Source organism: Pseudohaliea sp. (genome assembly GCF_040217025.1).
Classification (GTDB): domain Bacteria; phylum Pseudomonadota; class Gammaproteobacteria; order Pseudomonadales; family Halieaceae; genus Pseudohaliea.
The window spans coordinates 851539-870763 of sequence record NZ_JAVJOA010000008.1 but is presented as its reverse complement, the minus strand read 5'-3'; the positions used below and the strand labels follow the sequence as shown (position 1 = coordinate 870763).

The following is a 19225-nucleotide window of genomic DNA, read 5'->3' as shown; positions in this document are numbered from 1 at the left end:
AAAAATAGTGAGTTACGTGATTTTTTTTAACGAGGAGCTAGGGAAAGTGACGTAAGCTGCATTTTGAAGGGACAGTTGGATGCAAAAAATTCGGCAAAAGTGCGGGAAAAACGCAGAAATTCGGGTTCATCATCGGCTAACTGGTGGATTTCAGGTGTTTTCAGCCACCGGCGAGTTTTACCTTGAAGCCCTCGGCCTCGAGAAGACCCTTCAGCACCTCGCGCTGGTCGCCCTGGATCTCGATACGCCCGTCTTTTACCGCCCCGCCCACGCCACAGCGCTGCTTGAGGCGCTTCGCCAGGCCCTTGAGTTCCGCCGCCGGGAGCGGGACGCCCTCGACCAGGGTCACGGCCTTGCCGCCGCGACCCTTGCGTTCCCGCCGCAGGCGCACGATGCCGTCGCCCGCCGCTGCCGGCCCCGGGGCGTCCGCGCAGCGGCAGGCGGCAACCGGCTCGCCGCAGCGGGGGCAGGTGCGGCCGCCGTCGGTGCGGTACACGATACGTCCGGCCATGGTGCGCTCCCCCTAGCTCCGGTGACTGTGCCTGTTTCTGTCGCTGCGCTGGCGTTGTATGTTACGGGGCCTCAGAGGCAGGCGTACAGGTCAGCGAGTGGCGGAGACACCAGGGGCGGATAACCGGAACGCGGAGGAAAGCCTGCAGGCCGCGCTGGAAGCGCTGCAGACCGAGCTGGCGTTCCAGGGTGATGCGCTGCACGCCCTGGACCGGGCCTACGCCGAGCAGCAGCAGGCACTGCTCGAGCTGAAGAAGCAGGTCAGCCTGCTCGCCGCCCGGGTGCGCGCCCTCGATGAACGGGTGCCCGCCGGCGACGGTGAGGAGCCGCCCCCGCCGCACTACTGAGCGTTTGGCAGCGCTTCGGCGCTGACGGTGCTCCTGAACAGGGTCCCTGGCGAGACCCGGGCCTGCGCCCCGAGGGCGGTCGCTATTGAGTGTTGCTTGCTGCTGGCCAAGCAATGCTCCACACTTTCGGCGCCCGATGTACTGAAGCCCAAGGACCCCTTTCATGTCGGAAAGCGAACGCAAGGATACGCCCGAACAGGCCGAGTTCCGCGCTTACTGCCGGGACTGGCTGCGCGACAACCATCCCGGCGAGTCGCCGGTGCGGCTGCCCCAGTCGCCGATCGAGATCATGACCGAGCCGCAGCTGCACTGGCTGCAGGCCTGGCAGAAGGCGGCCTACGACGCCGGCCTCGTCGGCTGCGACTACCCGGAAGCGGTTGGCGGCGGCGGCCGCAAGGACTGCCAGCGGGTGGCCAACGAGGAAATGCTCGCGGCGCGCACGCCGTTCCTGCCCAATGTGATCGGCCTCGGCATGGCCGCACCGACGCTTTTCTATCACGCGCAGGAACCCTTGAAGGAGCGGCTCCTGCCGCGGCTCCTTTCCGGCGAGGACATCTGGTGCCAGGGCTTCTCGGAGCCGGGGGCCGGCTCGGACCTCGCCAGCGTGCAGACCTTCGCGGAGCGCCGCGGCGACCGCTGGGTGATCAACGGCCACAAGGTGTGGACCTCCCTGGCGCACTTCGCCGAGTGGATGATCCTGCTGCTGCGCACGGACAAGAGCCACAAGTACGACGGGCTGTCCTACTTCGTGGTGCCTATCCGCTCCGCCCTCGGCAAGGGCGTCACCGTGCGCCCGCTGATCAAGATCACCGGGGAGACGGGCTTCAACGAGGTGATCTTCGAGGACCTCGAGGTCGACGACAGCTACCGTCTCGACGAGCTCGGCAAGGGCTGGCAGGTGGCCATGACCACGCTGCTCCACGAGCGCGGTGGCGGCGAGCTGGTCACCCCGCGCTCCGGCGGCCTGACCTCGAAGACCAGCTTTTCCCCCACGGCGCGGAACCTGCGCACGCTGGCGCAGGAGACGCCGCGCGGCAACGGCACCGCCGCCGACGACCCCCTGCTGCGCGACCGCATCGTGCGCCAGTTCATCCGCGAGGAGGCGCTGCAGCAGAACCAGCGGCGGTCCCGGGTGCCGGCGCTTCAGGACCACCCCATGCGCCTGCAGCTGCAGTACAAGCTGCTCATCAGCGAGCTCGCCCAGGACACGGCGCGGCTGGGCGTGGAGGTGGCCGGGCCGGCCTCCACGCTGTATCTCGCCGACGAGCACGCACCCACCGGCGGTCAGTGGCCCCTGGCCTACATGAACTCCTACGGCATGACCATCGCCGCGGGGACCAGTGAGATCCAGCGCAATATCCTCGGCGAGCGGGTGCTCGGCCTGGCCAAATCCAAGTAGCGAAGCAAAGCAGGAGAATACCGTGACGCAACCGACCAACTTCGGCTTTGGCGACGAGTGCGCGCTGCTCAAGGATTCCGCGCGCAAGTTTTTTGCCGAGCACCTGCCGGTGGACCGGCTGCACGCGCTGGTCGCCGCGAACCCGGCCCCGGAGGCGGCCAGCGCTGCCGCCTGGCGGGAAGACCTGTGGCCGGCCATGGTCGAGCTGGGCTGGACGGCGCTGGCCATCCCGGAAAGCGCCGGGGGCCTGGGCCTGCCGGCGGTCGCGGTCGCGGGCCTCATGGAGGAGCACGGCCGCGCCGCGTTCCCGGGGCCCCTCGCGGCGACGCTCGCGACCAGCTACGTGCTCGCCGCTGCCGACAGCGGCAGCGCGGCCCTGGAGGAGATCGCCGCGGGCCGCTCGGCGACGCTGGCTTTCGCCAATGCCGCGGGCTCCTGGCACCCCGGCGACAGCGCCGTGACCGCGAAGGGCGGGCGCCTGTCGGGTACCGCCTGCTTCGTGCAGGAGCCGCGCAAGGCCGAGCGTCTGCTCGTTGCCGCCCAGGACGAGAGCGGTCTCGGCCTCTACTGGCTCGCCAGCGATGCCGAAGGGGTCACCGTGGCGCCGGATACGATCGTCGACCTGACCCGCGACCAGGGCCGGGTAAGCTTCGATGAGGCCGTGGCGGAGCCGGTCGGGCGCAATGGCCTCGCGGCCTTCCACGCCGCCATGCCGGCCCTGTGGACACTCCTCGCCGCCGACATGGTGGGGGCGGGGGAGTGGCAGCTGCAGACCACCGTCGAGTACGCCCAGGCGCGCAAGCAGTTCGACCGGCCGCTGGGTTTCTTCCAGGCCGTGAAGCACCAGCTCGTGGACGTCATGACCCGCGTGGACGAGAGCAAGTCACTGCTCTACAACGCCGCCTGCGCCCTGGACCACGAGCCGGAGAGGGCCCTTCAGCTTGCGCACATGGCCAAGGCCTCGGCCGCGGACATGGCGGCCTTCGCCTCCGGCCGCTCCGTGCAGTGCCACGGCGGCATCGGCTTCACCTGGGAGTGCTACGTGCACCTGTTTTTCAAGCGCCAGAAGCACAGCGAGGTGCTCTGGGGTGACGGGGCCTGGCACCGGGCCCGGCTGGCGGACATCCTCCTCGGCGAGGTGGCCTGAATGAGCTGGAAAACGGTTATCGTGGTCCTCGCGGCGCTCGCCATCGGCTTCGGCGTGCTCACCCGCATCGCGACCCGGGGCGGGGACCCGGCCCCGGCGCCGGCGGCAGACCCGGCGCGGGTCACGGCCCCCGCCGCGGACTGAGCGGCTCGCTCAGCGCAGGCCGCGGAAGGCGCTGCGCAGTTCCTCGACGAAGCTTCCCGGTTGCTCGAAGGCGGCGAAGTGGCCGCCGCGCGGCGGCTCGTTCCAGTAGACCAGGTTGCGGAAGCGCCGCTCGGCCCAGCGCCGGCTGCACTTGAAGATCTCGCCGGGGAAGAGGGAGCAGCCCACCGGCAGGTCGATCGGTGACAGGTCCGGTTCGTTGAAGCTCTCCCAGTACAGGCGCGCGGAACTGGCGGCGCTGTTGCTGAGCCAGTAGAGGGTGATGTTGTCGAGCATCTCGTCGCGGCCCAGGGCGTGCTCCGGGTGGCGCACGCCGTCCTGCTCGCAGTCCGTCCAGGCCTTAAATTTTTCCATGATCCACGCGAGCTGCCCCGCCGGCGAGTCGGCGAGGGCGTAGCCGAGCGTCTGCGGCCGCGTCGCCTGCTGCTTCGAGTAGCCCGAGTCCCAGCGGTTGTAGAATTCCATGGCGGCGAAGGCGCGCTGTTCCTGCTCCGTGGGGTTTTCGAGGGTCTCCGGGTCCGGGGCGACGATGGGCATGTTCACGTGCACCCCGGCGCAGTGGGTGGTTTCCGTGCGCGCCATGCTCAGGGTCACGGCGCTGCCCCAGTCGCCGCCCTGGGCGATATAGCGGTCGTAGCCGAGGCGGGCCATGAGCTGGCCCCAGCAGCGCCCGATCGCCTCCACGCCGGTGCCCGTACGGGCCGGCTTGCCCGAGAAACCGTAGCCGGGCAGGGAGGGAAGCACCACGTGGAAGGCATCTAGCGCGTCGCCGCCGTGGGCGGCCGGGTCCGCGAGCGGTTCGATCACCTTGTGGAACTCGACCAGGGAACCGGGCCAGCCGTGGGTGATCACCAGCGGCAGGGCATCGGGGTTCGGGCTCCGGCGATGCAGGAAGTGGATGTCGAGCCCGTCGATGGTCGTCGTGAACTGGGGCCAGCCGTTGAGCAGGGCCTCGCAGCGCCGCCAGTCGTAGGCCTCGGCCCAGTAGGCGGCGAGCTCGCGGGTATAGGCCAGCGGTATGCCCTGGTCCCAGCCCTCGCAGGTCTCCGGGTCCGGCCAGCGCGTGCGGCGCAGGCGCTCGCGCAGGTCCGCAAGGTCCGTGTCGGGCACGGCGATGGTGAAGGGGCGCAGGGCGTCGCTCACGGGCTGTCCTCGGCTTGCGGGGTAGCCGACAAGCTAGCGGGCGGCAGCGACCTTTGCAACGGCAGCGGGAAGCGCTGCGTCCTGCTCGGCGAGGAAGGCGCGCAGGGCCTCGCGCTCCTCGGCCGTCTCTTCCCCGGCCGTGCGCGCGAGAAGGTGCGTGGTCCGCGGTTCCCGGTCGAGGAACAAAAGGCCGCTGGCCTCGCCGGCTTCCGGTGCGGCGGCGAGCCAGATCACCGTGTCCGCTCCTTCCTCCGGGCTGCGCAGGATACGGCGGGTCAGCCGGTGGAAGCCCGGGAGCGAGCTTTCAACGCCGGGGGTATCGGCCCAGCCCGGGTGCATGGCGTTGACCACGATGCCGTCGCCGGCCCAGTCGTCGGCCCACTGCTCCGTGGTCACCATGAGCGCGCGCTTGCAGCGCGCGTAGGCGACGGAACCGGAGTAGTTCTCTTCGCGGGCGATGAGCTTGCGCACGGCCAGCGGCTGCGAGTACATGCCCCCGGACACCACGTTGACCACCCGGGCGCCGTCGCCCGCCTTCAGCAGCGGCAGGAGGCCGCGGGTAAGCCGGTAGGGGCTGAGGAGCAGGAGGGCGAAGCTCGCCTCCAGCCCTTCGGCGGTTTCCCGCCGCGGGTTGAACAGGGCGCCGGCGTTATTGACCAGGATCTCGATGGGCTCGCCGGCCTCAACGAGGCGTGCCACCAGGGCGTCGACATCAGCCATGAGGCTGAGGTCAGCGAGCTCGGCGCGGATGGCCTCGTTGCCGCTCTCTTTGCGCAGGTCGGCGACCGTGGCTTCGGCTTTTTCCGCGTCGCGCATGACCAGGGTCAGGGTCGCACCCAGCTCCGCGAGGCGCAGGGCCGTGGCGCGGCCGATACCGGAGCTGGCGCCCGTGATCACCGCGTGCTGTCCCGACAGGTCGGCGGAGAGCGGTTCCCAGTGGCGGCTGCCGCGGCGGTAGCCGAGGCGGCTGAACAGGGCGAGGCCCGGCAGCACCAGCCGGTCTGCGCGTTCGTTGCAGCGCGAGATGGCCGGCGGGGGCGGGCGGTCCTCCAGGGCGTGGCGCATGCCCTCCAGGGCCTTCTTGCCCATGCGCTCCATGCCCGGGCGGAGCGCGCCCTCGAGGCTGGCCAGCGGGCCCTTGTACGCAAAGTCCGCCACGTAGTCGATGTGCGTGCCGCCGTCGTCGCGGGCCGAGAAGGTGATCCGGTCGGTCACGGTGAATAGGCGCGAGTCGCCGGAGAGCTCGATGTACTCGTCGGCCCGGAAGCCCGTGACCCGGTAGCGGATGCGCACGGAGCCCACGGGCAGGCTGCAGTCGACGACGTACTCCGTGCCTTCGCCGACGGGCCCCGGGGTGTCCTTGCGGGCGCGGAATGCCGTGGCGTCCCACTCGGCGGTAGTGCGGAAGTCGCTCACGTAGCGGAAAGCCTCCGCCGGGGAGCGGGCGACGTCGATGCTCTCTTCGAGGGTGATCATGCAGTCCTCCGGTCGTTGGGCACTATACGGCCCCGACCGGGCGGCAGTTCACGGCCGGGTCAGTCCTCGACCCAGACGTGGCGCAGCGGTTCGCCGAAATCGTCGTAGATCAGCTTGCGCCGGGGGCCGCGCTGGCCCCGCTGCGGCTGGCGCTTCGGCGGCCGGCGGCGGGCGTCCAGGGCGGCGATCACCTCGGGAATCTGCGTCCGCGTCGCTTTCGGCTCGATGAACAGGTCCCGGGTGCCGTGCTTCGGCGGCGCGTCGCCCTCGCGGCCGCTGACGCCCTGCGGGACCTGCTCGATCCGGCCGCCCTCCTCGAGAAAGCGCCCCAGGGCGTCCTCGAGCTCGGCGCGCAGATCTTCCTTGCTGACCGGTTTCTTCATGCGACTGGCAGGTCCCCGTCCGGGTCATGGCGCCGGGCCGGCGGCGCCCAACCCCCCAATATACGGGTTTGCAGCGGGGTGTACAGCGCACGGGGTGCGCCAGGGCCGTGCTCTTGGTGTGCCGTGGCCGGTCTGGTTTAATGCCGGTCCCATTCTCCCGGGAGTGCATCCATGGTCACGGCACTGCTCATCGTCCTCGCCTTCGTCGCCTTCAGCGTGTTCTACCTGCGCGGCGAGAACCTGCGCTACCTGGACTCGCCGCTGCCACCCCCGGATGCCGAGCCGCCGAGCGACGCGCATCGGGAGGTAGTCCGCGCCATGGATGAACTCACGGAGAACATCGGCCGCTACAGCGGCCGGGAGCGGCTGGCCGCCATCCGCCGCATGATGGACGAGCTCGGCGACGGCAAGGCGGTGACGAGCCGCATCGTGCCCGTGCAGAGCGATGCGATCCGCGGCGAATGGGTGCTGGCACCGGGGTCTGACAGCCGCCGGCGGGTGCTCTACCTTCACGGCGGTGCCTGGTTTGCCGGCAGCCCCACCAGCCACCGGCCCATTACCGATCGGCTCTCCCGCCTGCTCGGTGCCGCCGTGTTCGCGGTGGATTACCGCCTGTGCCCCGAGTATCGCCGCATCGACGGGATCAACGACTGCCGCGACGCCCTGCGCTGGATTCTGCACAACGGCCCGGAGGACATGGAGCCGCCGGATTTCCTCCTCGTCGCCGGCGACTCGGCCGGCGGCAGCCTGACCCTGGAGGTGATCGCCTGGGCGCGGGACGCGGGGCTGCGCCAGCCCGATGCCGCCATCGCGCTGTCACCCTCCACGGACGTCACCATGACGTCGCCCAGCCTGCGCCTGAATGTGCCGACGGACCCGATGCTGGGTCCGGCCTTCGGCAAGCTCCTCAAGGTGCCGACGATCCTGCTCTGGTGGTTCTACTGGTTCAGCTGGCGCATCCCGCCGAAGGACCCGCGGGTGTCGCCGCTTCGCGGCAGCCTCCGCGACCTGCCGCCGGTGCTCATCCAGGTGAGCAGGGCGGAAATGCTGCTGGACGATGCGCGACGCTACGCGGCCAAGGCCCAGGCCTCGGGCTCGCCGGTCACGCTGCAGACCTGGCCGCACATGGTGCACGTCTGGCAGCTGTTCACACCGGAACTGCCGGAGGCCGAGGCCGCCTACGCCGCCATGGCCGACTTCGTCGCCGCGGTAGAGCGGGGCTCCCGCACCGGTGCGAGTGACGCGACGGAGACGGGCGCCGCGCGCGCCGGGGCCGGGGCGGCGCCCGCCTGATGCGTGCCGTCCGCTCGCTGCTCGTGTTCTCCTGGATCGCGCTGTCGGTGATTCCTGCGGGAATCGTGCTGCTTTTCCTGTCGCTGTTCGTCGGTGCCGGGCGCCTCTGGTGGTGGATCGCCGTACCCTGGCTGCGCGCGGCGATTGCCGCGGTGCGCCTCGTCGGTGGCGTGCGCTACCGGATTCACGGCTGGGAGCACCTGCCGGCGGCCGACGACAACCGCCGGGTCGTGCTCTGTGCCAAGCACCAGTCCACCTGGGAGACCTTCTTTTTTCCCAGCGTGATGCCGCACCCGCTCGCCTTCGTGTTCAAGCGCGAGCTCCTGCGTATCCCCTTCTTCGGCTGGGCCCTCGGCCGCCTCGAGATGATCCACATCGATCGCAGCAAGCGCTCGGAAGCCTGGAACAAGGTGGCGCGGCAGGGGGTCGCACTGATGGATGGCGGAAAATGGGTCATCATGTTCCCGGAGGGCACGCGGATTGAGCGCGGCAAGCAGGGCGTCTACAAGAGTGGCGCCACCCGCCTGGCCTGTGCCACGGGCGCAGAGGTCATTCCCATCGCGGTGACCTCCGGGCGCTGCTGGCCCCGGCGCTCCTTCTGGTTCATCCCGGGGGTCATCGATGTGTCCATCGGCCCGCCCATGGACACGGCGGGGCGAGAGCCGGAGCCGCTGATGCGCGAGGTGGAGGCCTGGATCGAGGGCGAGATGCGTCGCCTCGACCCCGAGGCCTACGCCGCCGCCTGAGAAGGCGGCCCGCGGCTGCTCGGGGCAGCGCAGCGCTGCGCCCGAGAAAAGCTCGACAGCAGAGCACGACAGCAAGGCAGGCAAAGCAAGCTGGGAAAACCACACCGTAAAACCACCTCGTTAAACAAGGGAGGCAATACCATGGCAATCCAGGAACGGCTGATCGAATACGACTGTGACGGTGTCACGCTGGAAGGCTACCTGGCCTGGGACCCGGACCGGGGCGCCGCGCCGGCGGTGGCCATCGCCCACGCCTGGGCCGGCCGCACGCCCTTCGAGGAGGGCAAGGCGCGGGCGCTGGCCGAACAGGGCTACGTGGGCTTCGCCCTGGACATGTACGGCAAGGGGGTTCGCGGCAACAGTACCGAGGAAAACCAGGCGCTGCTGGCGCCCTTTCTCGAAGATCGCGACCTCGTCGCCCGACGCATGCACCGCGCGGTGGAAGTGCTGCGCGAGCAGGCCGAGGTCGATGCACAGCGTGTCGCGGCCATGGGCTTCTGCTTCGGCGGCCTCTGCGTGCTGGACCTTGCGCGCAGCGGCAGCGACGTGCTCGGCGTGGTCTCCTTCCACGGTCTTTTCACCCCGCCCGGGAATGCGGGCGATGCGCCGCGGCCGATCCGGTCGAAGGTCCTCTGCCTGCATGGCTGGGACGACCCGATGGCACAGCCGGACAGCGTCCTGGAGCTGGCGAAGGAAATGACTGCGGCCGGCGCCGACTGGCAGGTTCATGCCTACGGCAACACGCTGCACGCCTTTACCAACCCCGAGGCGAACGACCCGGATTTCGGCACCGTGTACAGCGACGGTGCGGATCGCCGCTCGCACCAGGCGCTAAAGAATTTCCTCGAGGAAATCTTTTAGGCGCTGCCACCAGCCCGCCCGGGCCGGGGGTACGACCGCGTCCCCGGCCGCTGCGCCCGCCCCGGCCGCGTAGAGCTCATTCAGCCAGGCCGCCCCGCGGGCGGCGGCCTGGGCGATCCGGCGCTCCGCCACCGGGCGGAAGCGTTCCAGGTAGGCGCGGTCGATGGTGCTCGAGGCGGGGTAGATCTCGCGGCTCAGCGCCAGGCTTTCAGCGATCCACGCCTCCGGGTCGGGCTCCCGCCAGGGGCCGTCCAGGTCCTCAGCGTAACGCGCCTCCAGCCTGGCCTGCAGGCGCGCGTCGCTGTTGCGGCCGCTCGCCAGCAGCCCGGAATCCCAGAGCCGGTGCAGGTTGCTGCGCCGTCCGTCGACGATCACCGCAAAGTCGTTGCCGCCGCGGTCATCGCGCCCGCCGGCATGCAGCGGCTGGTGCAGGTCCTGGATGATGTGTAGGGCGAAGCGCAGCGCCAGCGCCCGACGCGGCGCCGGCGTCGCGGGGTCCTCAAGCTCCTGCCGGAACTGTGCGAGGGCGGTGAAGGCATCGCCGCGGGCGGGTGCGCGCCGCGGGTCGTAGCGCGCTGCTCGCGAGGGGATATTGACGTAGTGGTAGGCGCCGGCCGCGCGCTGCCAGAAGGGCGCCGGGTCGCTGCGCATGCGATCCGCCCAGGTCGAGGCGTCTGCCAGCGACTCGTCGCCGAGGATGGCGCGCACCGCGGCCGCTGCGCCGGGGTCGAGGCGATCTGCGGTCATCGCGCCGGCGACCCGGTGGCCCTGGGGGCCCCAGGCGGCGGTGGGCGGTGCGAGCAGCAGCGTAGCGAGCAGCGCGGGCAGGGTGACGCGGCGCACGGCCGGGCGCCGGGACAAGCACCGGGAAAAGACCCCGGAAAAGTGCCGGGAGAAACGCCGGTAAGCGTGCCGGTAAGGGGTGGAGCGCGCGCGTCGCGGTGTGTGCATGGGCCGGTTCCGTTGCTGACCGTGCCCAGTGTAGCGGTCCCCGGGCGGTCACCGGTACACTGCCGCCGCCTCCGATCAGCAAGGAGAATCACGGCATGGTGCAGGATGCCACCCCCATCGTCGTCGGCGTCAGCCAGCAGACCTGGCGCGACCGGGATCCGCAGCGGACGCCCGTGGATGCGCTGGCCGAGGTCGCCGGCGCCGCCCTCGCCGATGCCGGCGTCGCGCCGGCCGCCGTCGATGCGCTGGTGACGATCCCGTTCCTCGCCCAGCAGGTGCCGCAGCTGGCGCCGCTGCTGACCCCGAACCCCGGCGCAGCGCTGGCCGATCGCCTCGGCATGAGCCCGGCGCTCCTGACCAGCGACTACGGCGGCAACCTGCCGCAGTGGTTCATCAACCGCGGGGCCGACTGGCTGGTCGAGGGGCGCTATCGCATGCTCCTGCTGACCGGCGCCGAGCTCATGGCGACGCTCCTCGCCACGCTGCGCGGCGGCGGTGACCTGCCGGCCTGGCGCGAGGGCGGAGACCGGCCAGCGGAGGACCTCGGCGCCGGCAAGCCGTCCAGCCTGCCGGCGGAGCATGCCCACAGCCTGTTCGAGCCGGTCGTCACCTACCCGCTGTTCGAAAGTGCCCTGCGTCATGCCCGGGGCTTCGACGAGCGCAGGCAGCGGGCGCAGCTCGGGCAGATGATCGCCGGCATGAGTACGGTGGCCGCGGCCAACCCCCACGCCTGGCGCCGGGACCGGCTCACTGCCGAGGCCGCGCTTTCCGAAGCCGACGGCAACCGCATCATCACCTGGCCCTACAACAAGTGCATGAACGCGATCGCCGGCGTCGACATGGGGGCGGCCGTGCTCCTGACGACCGTGAGCGAGGCCCGCCGCCAGGGCATCGACCCGTCGCGCTGGGTCTACCTGCACGGCGGCGCCGAGGCCAACGATGTCTGGTATGCCGCCGAGCGCGAAGACTTCCACCGCTCCCCGGCGCTCGCCGCCGCCGGTGCCGCGGCGCTGGCCCAGGCCGGCTGCGGGGTCGAGGCGATCGACCGCTTCGACCTCTACAGCTGCTTTCCGTCCGCCGTCACTGTCGCCTGCGACAGCCTCGGTATCGCCGTCGACGACCCGCGCGGCGTCACCGTGACCGGCGGCCTCACGCTCTTCGGCGGCCCCGGCAACAACTACTCCACCCACGCCGTTGCCGAGATGGTCACCCGCGTGCGCGAGGCGGGGAGCGGCCGCGGGCTGGTGACGGCCAATGGCGGCTACCTCACCAAGCACGCCGTGGGCATCTACGGCGTGGAGCCACCGGCCCGGCCCTGGGGCGAGCGCGACCCGGGCGCCGCCCAGGCCGCGGTGCCGACGGACCGGCACCCGCGGCTGCGCGACCCGGAGGGTACCGAGCCGGTGCACATCGAGGCCCATGCCGTGCGCTATGACCGCGACGGCCCGGCGACCGGCGTCGTCGTCTGCCGCCTCGCCGATGGCCAGCGCTGCCTTGCCCAGGCGAGCGGCGACAGCGCGCTGCTCGAGCAGCTGGCCCACGACGACTGCGTGGGCGCCGCCGGTGAAGTCACGGCAGGGGAGCCGGTCAATGCCTTCCGCTTCGCCTGAGGCCGGTCTCGGCGCCGCACTCGCGGCGCGCCTGGGTGGCGGCGAGGTGCGCGAGCTGCGCCGCCTCAGCGGCGGGGCGAACATGGAGACCTGGGCCTTCGACTGGGCGCCCGGGGATGGCGCTGCCGTCGCCCGACCCATGATCCTGCGGCGGCTCCCCGCCGGCGTGGCCGGGGGCGGCGACGAGGCGCTGCTGCCGCTGAACCTCGGCGTGGAAGCCGCTGTCCTGCGTCTCGCCGAGAGCGGCGGCGTGCCCGTGCCCGCCGTGCGCGCGGAACTGGCCGAGGCGGACGGCATCGGCACCGGCTATCTCATGGACCGGCTGCCGGGCGAAGCACTGCCGCAGAAGCTCTTCCGCGACGCGCGCTACGCCCGGGGCCTCGACGGCCTGGCCGCGGCCTGCGGCCGCGCGCTGGCCGCCATCCATGCGCTGCCCACCGACGACCTGCCGCCGGCGCTGCCGCGCGACAGGCACGGCGAGCGGCTGGCGCGGCTGCAGGACCTGCTGGAGGGCTTCGGCAACGTGTCGCCGGTGCTCCAGCTCGCCCTCGGCTGGCTGCAGGCAAACGCGCCTGCGCCGGCTCCCCCGCGGCTGCTCCACGGCGATTTCCGCTGCGGCAACCTGCTGGTGACCCCCGACGGCCTCGAGGCCGTGCTGGACTGGGAGCGCGCCCACCTCGGCTACCCGGCGGAGGACCTGGGCTACCTCTGCGCCAATGTCTGGCGCTTCGGGCGCAGCGACCGGCCCGTGGGCGGCTTCGGCGCCTACGACGACCTGCTGGACGCCTACCGCGCCGCGGCCGGCTGGGCGCCGACGGTGGCGGAGCTGCACTACTGGGAGGTCTTCGCAGCGCTGGACTGGGGGCTCGTCTGCCTGACCATGCTCGACCTGCACCGCAGTGGCTGTGACCCGTCCCTCGAGCGCGCCGCCGTCGGCCGGCGGCTGTCGGAAGCGGAGATCGACCTGCTGCTTCTGCTGGAGGACCACCTGTGACCACAACGGCAACGGAGCTGCTCGCCGCCGTCGGCGAGTTCATCGAGCGGGAGGCACAGCCCGCGCTGCAGGGGCGGGCGGCCTTCGAGGCGCGCATCGCCCGCAACACCCTGGCCATGCTGCGCCGGGAACAGGCGCTGGCGCCGGTCCTGGCCGCGCTGGATGCCGAGGCCGCCGCCTGGGTCTGCGCGGACGGAGGCGCGGCGGGCGCCGAGCCGGTGCCCGTTGCTCTCGCCCGGGCGCTCCGCGAGCAACGGCTGCCGGTGGACGCGCGAACGCTGGCCTACCTGCGCCGGCGCACGCTCGCGCGCCTCGCCATCGACAACCCGCGCTACAGCGGTTTCAGCGCTGCAGCCGCGCGCTGGCCCGACGATCTCCCGGAAGGATCAGACACAGGATTCAGCCCATGAGCCAGCCCGACCCCGCGACCCTGCAGCCGTTCCTCGACGAACTCGATGCGTTCATCGAGCGCGAACTCGCTCCCCTCGAGGCCGAGGGCGACAACCGGCGCTTCTTCGACCACCGGCGCGAGTACGCGCGCACGGACTGGGACGACAACGGCAAGCCGCACCCGGACTGGGAAGCCCTGCTGGCCGAGGCGCGGCGGCGCGCGCGGGAGGCCGGCTTCCTCGGCTTTGCCCTGCCGGCGGAATTCGGCGGCGGCGACGCCAGCAACTGGCAGATGGCCGTCGTGCGCGAGCACCTGGTGGCGAAGGGCATCGGCCTGCACTGCGACCTGCAGAACGAGCACGCCATCGTCGGCAACTTCCCGACCACGCTGGCCTTCCGGGACTTCGGCACCGAGGCGCAGAAAGCGGCCTTCATCCCCGGCAGCATCAACGGCGGGGTGGCGGTCGCCTTCGGCCTCACGGAGCCGGCGCACGGCTCGGACGCAACCTGGCTCGAGACGCGTGCGGCGCCCTGCCGGCGCGACGGGGTCGACGGCTGGCTGCTGAACGGGGAGAAGATGTGGACCACGGGCGCCCACGCGGCGACGCATATCCTCATCTTTGCGCGCAGCGAGGGCGAGGACGGCGATGCCCGGGGAATCACCTGTTTCGTCATGCCGAACCCGACCCCCGGCTTCACCATCGAGGAGTGGCTCTGGACCTTCAACATGCCCACGGACCACCCGCGGGTCTCGCTCCGCGACGTCTGGCTGCCGGACAGCGCCATCCTCGGCGAGCCCGGGCTCGGCCTGGCCGTGGCGCAGCACTTCGTGCACGAGAACCGCATCCGCCAGGCGGCCTCCAGCCTGGGTACGGCGCGCTACTGCATCGGCGAATCGGTGGCCTGGGCGCGGCAGCGGCACACCTTCGGCCGCCCGCTGGCGGAGAACCAGGCGATCCAGTTCCGCCTCGCCGAACTGCAGACGGACTACGAGCTGATCCGGGCCCTGACCCTCGAGGTGGCGGCGCGCATGGACACCATGAACAAGCGCGAGGTAGCGAAGGCCCTGTCCGACAAGGTCGCCATGTGCAACTACCGGGCAAACCGCCTGGCCTGCGAGGCGGCGGACGCCGCCATCCAGGTGCACGGCGGCCTGGGTTACTCGCGCTACAAGCAGTTCGAGCATCACTACCGGCACCACCGCCGCTACCGCATCACCGAGGGTTCCGACGAGATTCAGCTGCGAAAAATCGCCGGCCATCTTTTCGGCTACATCGGCACGCGCTAAGATGTTGGCAGAGTAAACACCGAAAACCTTGATCGAGCGCAAGGGCGCGCTTGCAGGGCGGGTGTAGCGTTCGTCGCAAGGTGTGCCGCCAGGTACTCAACCCGGGTGGCTGGCACAGGGGCACAGCATAATAACCACAGGGAGGGGATGCCCGTGAGACTCCACCGCACCAGCCTGACCACCGCCGTTGCCCTGGCCAGCGGCTTCCTTGCCGGCGGCGCCGGCGCCGCCGGCTTCGACCTCGGTCCCTTCGAGGCCACGCTGCGTTCCAACATCACCCTCGGTGCCAGCTGGCGCGCGGACGACCCGTCGAACCGCGTGCTGTCGCCGGGGAATACCAACGGCGAGGGGCGCGCGTCGTCGTCCACCGCCGACGACGGCAACCTCAACTACGACCAGGGCGACATGTACTCCTTCCGCCTGACCGGTCTCCATGACCTCGACCTCAACGCCGGCAACTGGGGTCTCTTCGGCCGGGTGAAATACTGGTACGACTACGCCCTGGAAAACGACGAGGTGGACCACGGCCACGCCGCCAACGGCTACGCGCCCGGTGAAGAGCTGGATACCTCGGACTTCGAGGACCTCGCCCAGGGCAAGGGCATCGAGCTGCTCGATGCCTACGTGTACGGCGAGTTCGACGCCGGCGGCATGCCGGTGGAGTTGCGCGCCGGCAACATGGCGCTCAACTGGGGCGAGTCGCTGTTCATCCAGAACGGCCTCAATACCATCAGCCCCTTCGACGTCACGGCCATCCGCCGCCCGGGCACGGAGCTTCGCGAGGCGTTGCTGCCCGTGGGCATGCTCTATGCCAATGTCGGCGTGACCTACAACCTCACCGTAGAGGCCTTCTACCAGTACGACTGGCAGCGCACGATCCTCGACGAGTGCGGCACCTACTGGAGCGCCGCCGACCCCTACGGCGGCGGCTGCAACTTCCTGACGGCGGTCACCAGCGCGCCGGACGGCGCCCAGGAAGCCGCGGGCCTGACCATCGCCCGGTCGCCGGACGACGAGCCGGACGACGGTGGCCAGTACGGCATCTCGGCCCGCTACTTCATGGATTCCCTGAACGGCACCGAGTTCGGCCTTTACTACATCAACTACCACAGCCGCACGCCGATCTTCAGCGCTATCAACACGACGGAGGCCTTCGGCCAGCCGTTCCTGAACCCGGCGGTGCAGCCGACCTTCTTCTTCGAGTTCCCCGAGGATATCGAGGTCTACGGTTTCACTTTCGCCACCAACGTCGGCTTCTGGGCCGTCGCCGGCGAATTGAGCTACCGGCCGGACCTGCCGCTGCAGATCAACACCGTCGACCTGCTGCAGTCCCTGGCGCTGGGTGCCTTCGCCGAATGGTCACCGATGACCGCGCGCTCCCTCGCCGCCGGACCAGGCGCCTACGTGGCGGGGTACGACAACGTCGAGTACACGCAGGCGCAGATCAGCGTGATCCGCTTCTATGAGCAGGTGTTCGGTGCCGACCGCCTGTCTATCGCCGCCGAGGTCGGCGGCGCCTGGGTCGACGGCATGGAGGACGGCATCAACTACGGCCGCTCGTCGGCCTACGGCGTGGCCGACTTCGAGACCTTCACCAGCCCCATCTTCGGCGTACCGGTGAGCTGCAACTCGCACCCCGCCCTCGAGCCGCTCGGCGTCGTGCCCAATGCCAACGCCGAATACTGCAACGATGACGGCTTCACCACCGGTTCCTCCTGGGGCTACCAGGTCCGGGCCAGCCTGCAGTACAACGACGCGCTCGCCGGTGTTAACCTGACCCCGAGCGTGGCCTGGGCGCACGATGTCGACGGCTACGGCCCGGCGCCGAATTTCGTGGAGGGCCGCCAGGCCCTGAGCGTGGCGCTGACTGCAGATTACCTCAACGTCTATCGCGCGGAACTGTCCTACACCAGCTTCTTCGGCGCCGACTACAATGAGCTGGCGGATCGGGATTTCCTTTCCCTCAGCTTTTCTGTAGCGTTTTAGGAACAGCGTCGAGAACAGCGTTTTAACGATAATAGCGGAGTACCACCATGCAGAAGCGACTCTTCGGCCTCGCCCTCACGGGCCTTATTGCGGCCGGCGCCGGCTCAGCGTTCGCTGCGCTGAGCCCGGAGGAACTCGCCCGCCTCGGCGGTGACGAACTGACCCCCATGGGCGCCGAGCGCGCGGGCAACGCAGACGGCACGATCCCGCCGTGGACCGGCGGCCTGCGCGAGCTGCCCGCGGACTACGTGGAAGGCGAGCGCCTGGTCGACCCCTTCGCCGACGACGAGGTGCTGTTCACCATCACGGCGGAGAACGCCAAGCAGTACGCCGACAAGCTCACGCCGGGGCAGCTCGCCATGTTCGAGCGCTACCCGGACACCTTCCGCATGCCGGTCTACCCGACCCGGCGCAGTGCCCGCTACCCGGACAGCGAGTTCCAGCGCATTCTCGACACCGCCTCGGAGGTCGAGCTGGTGCCCGGCGGCAACGGTATCGTCAACTACGGCGGCACCATTCCCTTCCCGATTCCGCACAACGGTCTCGAAGCGATCTGGAACCACGTTACCCGCTACCGCAATGACACGGGCCTTTCCCGGCGCTATATCCAGGCGCCGGTGCAGGAAAACGGTGCCTTCGCCCCGGTACTGTTCGAGGACGAGTCGCTCCCGGCTGCGCGCGTCGCACCGGAGGAATACCCCAACCTGCTGTTCACGTTCCTGCAGCGGGTGCTCGCGCCCGCACGGCTCGAGGGCGATGTGCTGCTGGTTCACGAGTTCATCAACCAGGTACAGGACCCGCGGGCGGCGTGGGTCTACAACGCCGGCCAGCGCCGGGTGCGCCGCGCGCCGAACATCGCCTACGACGGCCCGGGCACGGCCTCCGACGGCCTGCGCACCGCCGACGACCTCGACATGTTCAACGGCGCCCCGGACCGCTACGACTGGGAGCTGGTGGGCAAGCGCGAGGTCTATATTCCCTACAACAGCTACCAGCTGCGCCGCGGTGACCTCAAGTACACGGATATCATCAAGGCCGGCCACATGGACCCGCAGTACCTGCGCTACGAGCTGCACCGGGTCTGGGTCGTGGAGTCCCGGCTGAAAGAGGGTGAACGGCATATCTACGCGCGCCGGACCTTCTACATCGACGAGGACAGCTGGCAGATCTCCCTGATCGATCACTACGACGGTCGCGGCGAGCTGTGGAAGTTCAAGGAAGGCCACAAGATCATGCACTACCAGGTGGCCGTGCCCTGGCTCGCCGCCGAGTCGCTGCATGACCTGATCTCCGGCCGCTACGTGGTCATCGGCCTCGATAACGAGGAGGATGGCTACCAGTACAACTTTGACTACCAGGGCAGCTTCGACGACTTCACGCCCTCGGCACTGCGGCGGGCCGGTCGACGCTGATGGCGTGGCCTGGCCTGCGGTGTGCGCTGCGCACCGCAGCGGCCGGGGCGCTCCTGTCCCTGGCCCTCGCGGCAAGCGCGGCGGAGGATTTCGCGTTCCTGCCGGCACCCCCGGTTCCCGAGCCTGCAGAGGCAGTGCTCACGGGCCTCGCCCTCGCCGGTGACCGCCTGGTCGCCGTCGGCGAGCGGGGCCTGGTCGCGCTCAGCGAGGACGGTGAGCGCTGGCGACAGGCACAGACCCCGGTTAGCGTCCTGCTGACGGCGGTGACCTTCGCCGACGCAGAGCACGGCTGGGCCGTGGGTCACGGCGGTGTGGTGCTCGGTACCGACGACGGCGGCGAGTCCTGGACGCTGCAACTCGACGGCCGCGAGGTCAACCGCCAGTTCCAGCGCTTTGCGGCCGACCGGGTCGAGGCCCGCGAGGCGGCGCTCGACGCGCTGCCCGAGGACGATCCGGACCGGGAGGACGCCGAGTACGCCCTCGAGGATGCGCGCTTTGCCCTCGAAGACGCGGAGGCGGCGCTGGAGACCGGCCCCGTCGATCCCTTCCTCGACGTGCTCTTCCTCGACCAGCGCCGCGGCTTCGCCCTCGGCGCCTACGGCCACCTTTTCCGGACCGGGGACGGCGGCGAGAGCTGGCGCATCGCCATCGATGGCCTCGACAACCCCGGGCGCTATCACTACTACGACCTGCACGAGCGCGATGGCGTGCTCTACCTCTGCGGCGAGGCGGGCCTGCTCTTCGTCTCCCGTGACGACGGGGCCAGCTGGGAGCGCATCGAGGGCCTCTACGAGGGCAGCTTCTTCGGCCTCGCCAACCGCGGCGGGGGCGTGATCGCCTTCGGCCTGCGCGGCAATGTCTTTGCCAGCGATGACGGCGGCCGCAGCTGGGAACGCCTGCCGCTGCCGCCGGGCCCCAGCCTCTACGGCGGTACGGCCCTGGCCGGGAACGAGGCGCTGCTGGTCGGCGCCGGCGGTGCCGTGCTGCGCCTTGCCGCGGATGGCGAGGTGCGGCGGCTGGGCCACCCGGATCGCGACACTTTCAGTGATGCCCTGCCGGTGGGTGACCGTGTCTACCTGGCGGGCATGGGCGGCATCGCCCGGTTGGTGGAGGCAGTAGCCCAATGA

Annotated in this window: 19 protein-coding genes; 14 read left to right on the top strand and 5 right to left on the bottom strand. The window is 70.3% G+C overall.

The features are described 5' to 3' along the window. Positions 1–160: 160 nt before the first annotated feature. The gene (locus RKE50_RS08200) at positions 161–511 is read right to left on the bottom strand and encodes a translation initiation factor Sui1 (protein ID WP_350035761.1); all 351 of its coding nucleotides are present in this window, start codon (positions 509–511) and stop codon (positions 161–163) included. Between the two features lie 97 nt (positions 512–608). Between RKE50_RS08200 and RKE50_RS08195 the strand changes: the two genes are divergently transcribed. From RKE50_RS08195 to RKE50_RS08180, 4 genes are all read left to right on the top strand, one after another. Then, positions 609–857 (top strand): SlyX family protein, encoded by a 249-nt coding sequence (locus RKE50_RS08195; RefSeq protein WP_350035759.1) that lies wholly within the window; start codon positions 609–611, stop codon positions 855–857. 163 nt (positions 858–1020) lie between these two features. Then, on the top strand, positions 1021–2256 hold the full coding sequence (locus tag RKE50_RS08190; protein ID WP_350035757.1) for an acyl-CoA dehydrogenase family protein: 1236 nt from the start codon (positions 1021–1023) through the stop codon (positions 2254–2256). 22 nt (positions 2257–2278) lie between these two features. Then, entirely contained in the window at positions 2279–3403 is a 1125-nt protein-coding gene (locus RKE50_RS08185) for an acyl-CoA dehydrogenase family protein (protein ID WP_350035756.1), read from the top strand. Continuing rightward, complete coding sequence (locus RKE50_RS08180; RefSeq protein WP_350035755.1) at positions 3404–3547, top strand: hypothetical protein; 144 nt, start codon at positions 3404–3406, stop codon at positions 3545–3547. It begins immediately after the preceding gene. 9 nt (positions 3548–3556) lie between these two features. On the opposite strand, the gene RKE50_RS08175 is transcribed toward RKE50_RS08180, so the two are convergent. Genes RKE50_RS08175 through RKE50_RS08165 form a run of 3 tightly spaced genes read right to left on the bottom strand, consistent with a single transcriptional unit; the run spans position 3557 to position 6567 of the window. Next, a complete protein-coding gene (locus RKE50_RS08175) occupies positions 3557–4708 on the bottom strand; it encodes an epoxide hydrolase family protein (protein WP_350035753.1) in 1152 nt (383 codons plus the stop codon). Positions 4709–4741: 33 nt separating this feature from the next. Further along, positions 4742–6184 carry an SDR family NAD(P)-dependent oxidoreductase gene (locus RKE50_RS08170; protein WP_350035751.1) on the bottom strand — a complete coding sequence of 481 codons (1443 nt, stop codon included), beginning with the start codon at positions 6182–6184 and terminating at the stop codon, positions 4742–4744. A gap of 59 nt (positions 6185–6243) precedes the next feature. Continuing rightward, entirely contained in the window at positions 6244–6567 is a 324-nt protein-coding gene (locus RKE50_RS08165; RefSeq protein ID WP_350035749.1) for a hypothetical protein, read from the bottom strand. A gap of 171 nt (positions 6568–6738) precedes the next feature. On the opposite strand from RKE50_RS08165, the gene RKE50_RS08160 reads away from it, so the two are divergent. The 3 genes from RKE50_RS08160 to RKE50_RS08150 all read left to right on the top strand — a co-directional run bounded on the left by RKE50_RS08160 (position 6739) and on the right by RKE50_RS08150 (position 9467). Next, positions 6739–7860, top strand: coding sequence for an alpha/beta hydrolase (locus RKE50_RS08160; RefSeq protein WP_350035748.1), 1122 nt, complete (start codon positions 6739–6741; stop codon positions 7858–7860). Continuing rightward, positions 7860–8606, top strand: coding sequence for a lysophospholipid acyltransferase family protein (locus tag RKE50_RS08155; protein WP_350035747.1), 747 nt, complete (start codon positions 7860–7862; stop codon positions 8604–8606). The genes RKE50_RS08160 and RKE50_RS08155 overlap by 1 nt, the downstream gene beginning before the upstream one ends. A 141-nt stretch (positions 8607–8747) precedes the next feature. Next, entirely contained in the window at positions 8748–9467 is a 720-nt protein-coding gene (locus RKE50_RS08150) for a dienelactone hydrolase family protein (protein ID WP_350035746.1), read from the top strand. Here the strand turns inward: RKE50_RS08150 and RKE50_RS08145 are convergent. Beyond that, positions 9438–10310, bottom strand: a complete 873-nt coding sequence (locus RKE50_RS08145; protein WP_350035745.1) for a S1/P1 nuclease — start codon at positions 10308–10310, stop codon at positions 9438–9440. The two genes, RKE50_RS08150 and RKE50_RS08145, sit on opposite strands and share 30 nt — an antisense overlap. A 203-nt stretch (positions 10311–10513) precedes the next feature. On the opposite strand from RKE50_RS08145, the gene RKE50_RS08140 reads away from it, so the two are divergent. The 7 genes from RKE50_RS08140 (at position 10514) to RKE50_RS08110 (ending at position 19225) form a co-directional block, all read left to right on the top strand. Next, entirely contained in the window at positions 10514–12028 is a 1515-nt protein-coding gene (locus RKE50_RS08140; protein ID WP_350035744.1) for a TLP1 C-terminal extension domain-containing protein, read from the top strand. Then, the gene (locus tag RKE50_RS08135; protein WP_350035743.1) at positions 12009–13022 is read left to right on the top strand and encodes a phosphotransferase family protein; all 1014 of its coding nucleotides are present in this window, start codon (positions 12009–12011) and stop codon (positions 13020–13022) included. The genes RKE50_RS08140 and RKE50_RS08135 overlap by 20 nt, the downstream gene beginning before the upstream one ends. Continuing rightward, entirely contained in the window at positions 13019–13432 is a 414-nt protein-coding gene (locus RKE50_RS08130; protein ID WP_350035742.1) for a DUF6285 domain-containing protein, read from the top strand. The genes RKE50_RS08135 and RKE50_RS08130 overlap by 4 nt, the downstream gene beginning before the upstream one ends. Next, positions 13429–14700 carry an acyl-CoA dehydrogenase family protein gene (locus tag RKE50_RS08125; protein WP_350035740.1) on the top strand — a complete coding sequence of 424 codons (1272 nt, stop codon included), beginning with the start codon at positions 13429–13431 and terminating at the stop codon, positions 14698–14700. The genes RKE50_RS08130 and RKE50_RS08125 overlap by 4 nt, the downstream gene beginning before the upstream one ends. A gap of 153 nt (positions 14701–14853) precedes the next feature. Next, a complete protein-coding gene (locus RKE50_RS08120; protein ID WP_350035739.1) occupies positions 14854–16686 on the top strand; it encodes a DUF1302 domain-containing protein in 1833 nt (610 codons plus the stop codon). A 47-nt stretch (positions 16687–16733) separates the two neighbouring features. After that, on the top strand, positions 16734–18098 hold the full coding sequence (locus tag RKE50_RS08115; RefSeq protein WP_350035737.1) for a DUF1329 domain-containing protein: 1365 nt from the start codon (positions 16734–16736) through the stop codon (positions 18096–18098). Further along, complete coding sequence (locus tag RKE50_RS08110) at positions 18098–19225, top strand: WD40/YVTN/BNR-like repeat-containing protein (RefSeq protein WP_350035736.1); 1128 nt, start codon at positions 18098–18100, stop codon at positions 19223–19225. The genes RKE50_RS08115 and RKE50_RS08110 overlap by 1 nt, the downstream gene beginning before the upstream one ends.

Bases quoted from the DNA above. Each gene is read 5' to 3' on its own strand.
- RKE50_RS08200 (WP_350035761.1), bottom strand. From the start codon at position 511: ATGGCCGGACGTATCGTGTACCGCACCGACGGCGGCCGCACCTGCCCC.
- RKE50_RS08190 (WP_350035757.1), top strand. From the start codon at position 1,021: ATGTCGGAAAGCGAACGCAAGGATACGCCCGAACAGGCCGAGTTCCGC.
- RKE50_RS08180 (WP_350035755.1), top strand. From the start codon at position 3,404: ATGAGCTGGAAAACGGTTATCGTGGTCCTCGCGGCGCTCGCCATCGGC.
- RKE50_RS08170 (WP_350035751.1), bottom strand. From the start codon at position 6,184: ATGATCACCCTCGAAGAGAGCATCGACGTCGCCCGCTCCCCGGCGGAG.
- RKE50_RS08165 (WP_350035749.1), bottom strand. From the start codon at position 6,567: ATGAAGAAACCGGTCAGCAAGGAAGATCTGCGCGCCGAGCTCGAGGAC.
- RKE50_RS08160 (WP_350035748.1), top strand. From the start codon at position 6,739: ATGGTCACGGCACTGCTCATCGTCCTCGCCTTCGTCGCCTTCAGCGTG.
- RKE50_RS08155 (WP_350035747.1), top strand. From the start codon at position 7,860: ATGCGTGCCGTCCGCTCGCTGCTCGTGTTCTCCTGGATCGCGCTGTCG.
- RKE50_RS08150 (WP_350035746.1), top strand. From the start codon at position 8,748: ATGGCAATCCAGGAACGGCTGATCGAATACGACTGTGACGGTGTCACG.
- RKE50_RS08140 (WP_350035744.1), top strand. From the start codon at position 10,514: ATGGTGCAGGATGCCACCCCCATCGTCGTCGGCGTCAGCCAGCAGACC.
- RKE50_RS08135 (WP_350035743.1), top strand. From the start codon at position 12,009: ATGCCTTCCGCTTCGCCTGAGGCCGGTCTCGGCGCCGCACTCGCGGCG.
- RKE50_RS08125 (WP_350035740.1), top strand. From the start codon at position 13,429: ATGAGCCAGCCCGACCCCGCGACCCTGCAGCCGTTCCTCGACGAACTC.
- RKE50_RS08115 (WP_350035737.1), top strand. From the start codon at position 16,734: ATGCAGAAGCGACTCTTCGGCCTCGCCCTCACGGGCCTTATTGCGGCC.
- RKE50_RS08110 (WP_350035736.1), top strand. From the start codon at position 18,098: ATGGCGTGGCCTGGCCTGCGGTGTGCGCTGCGCACCGCAGCGGCCGGG.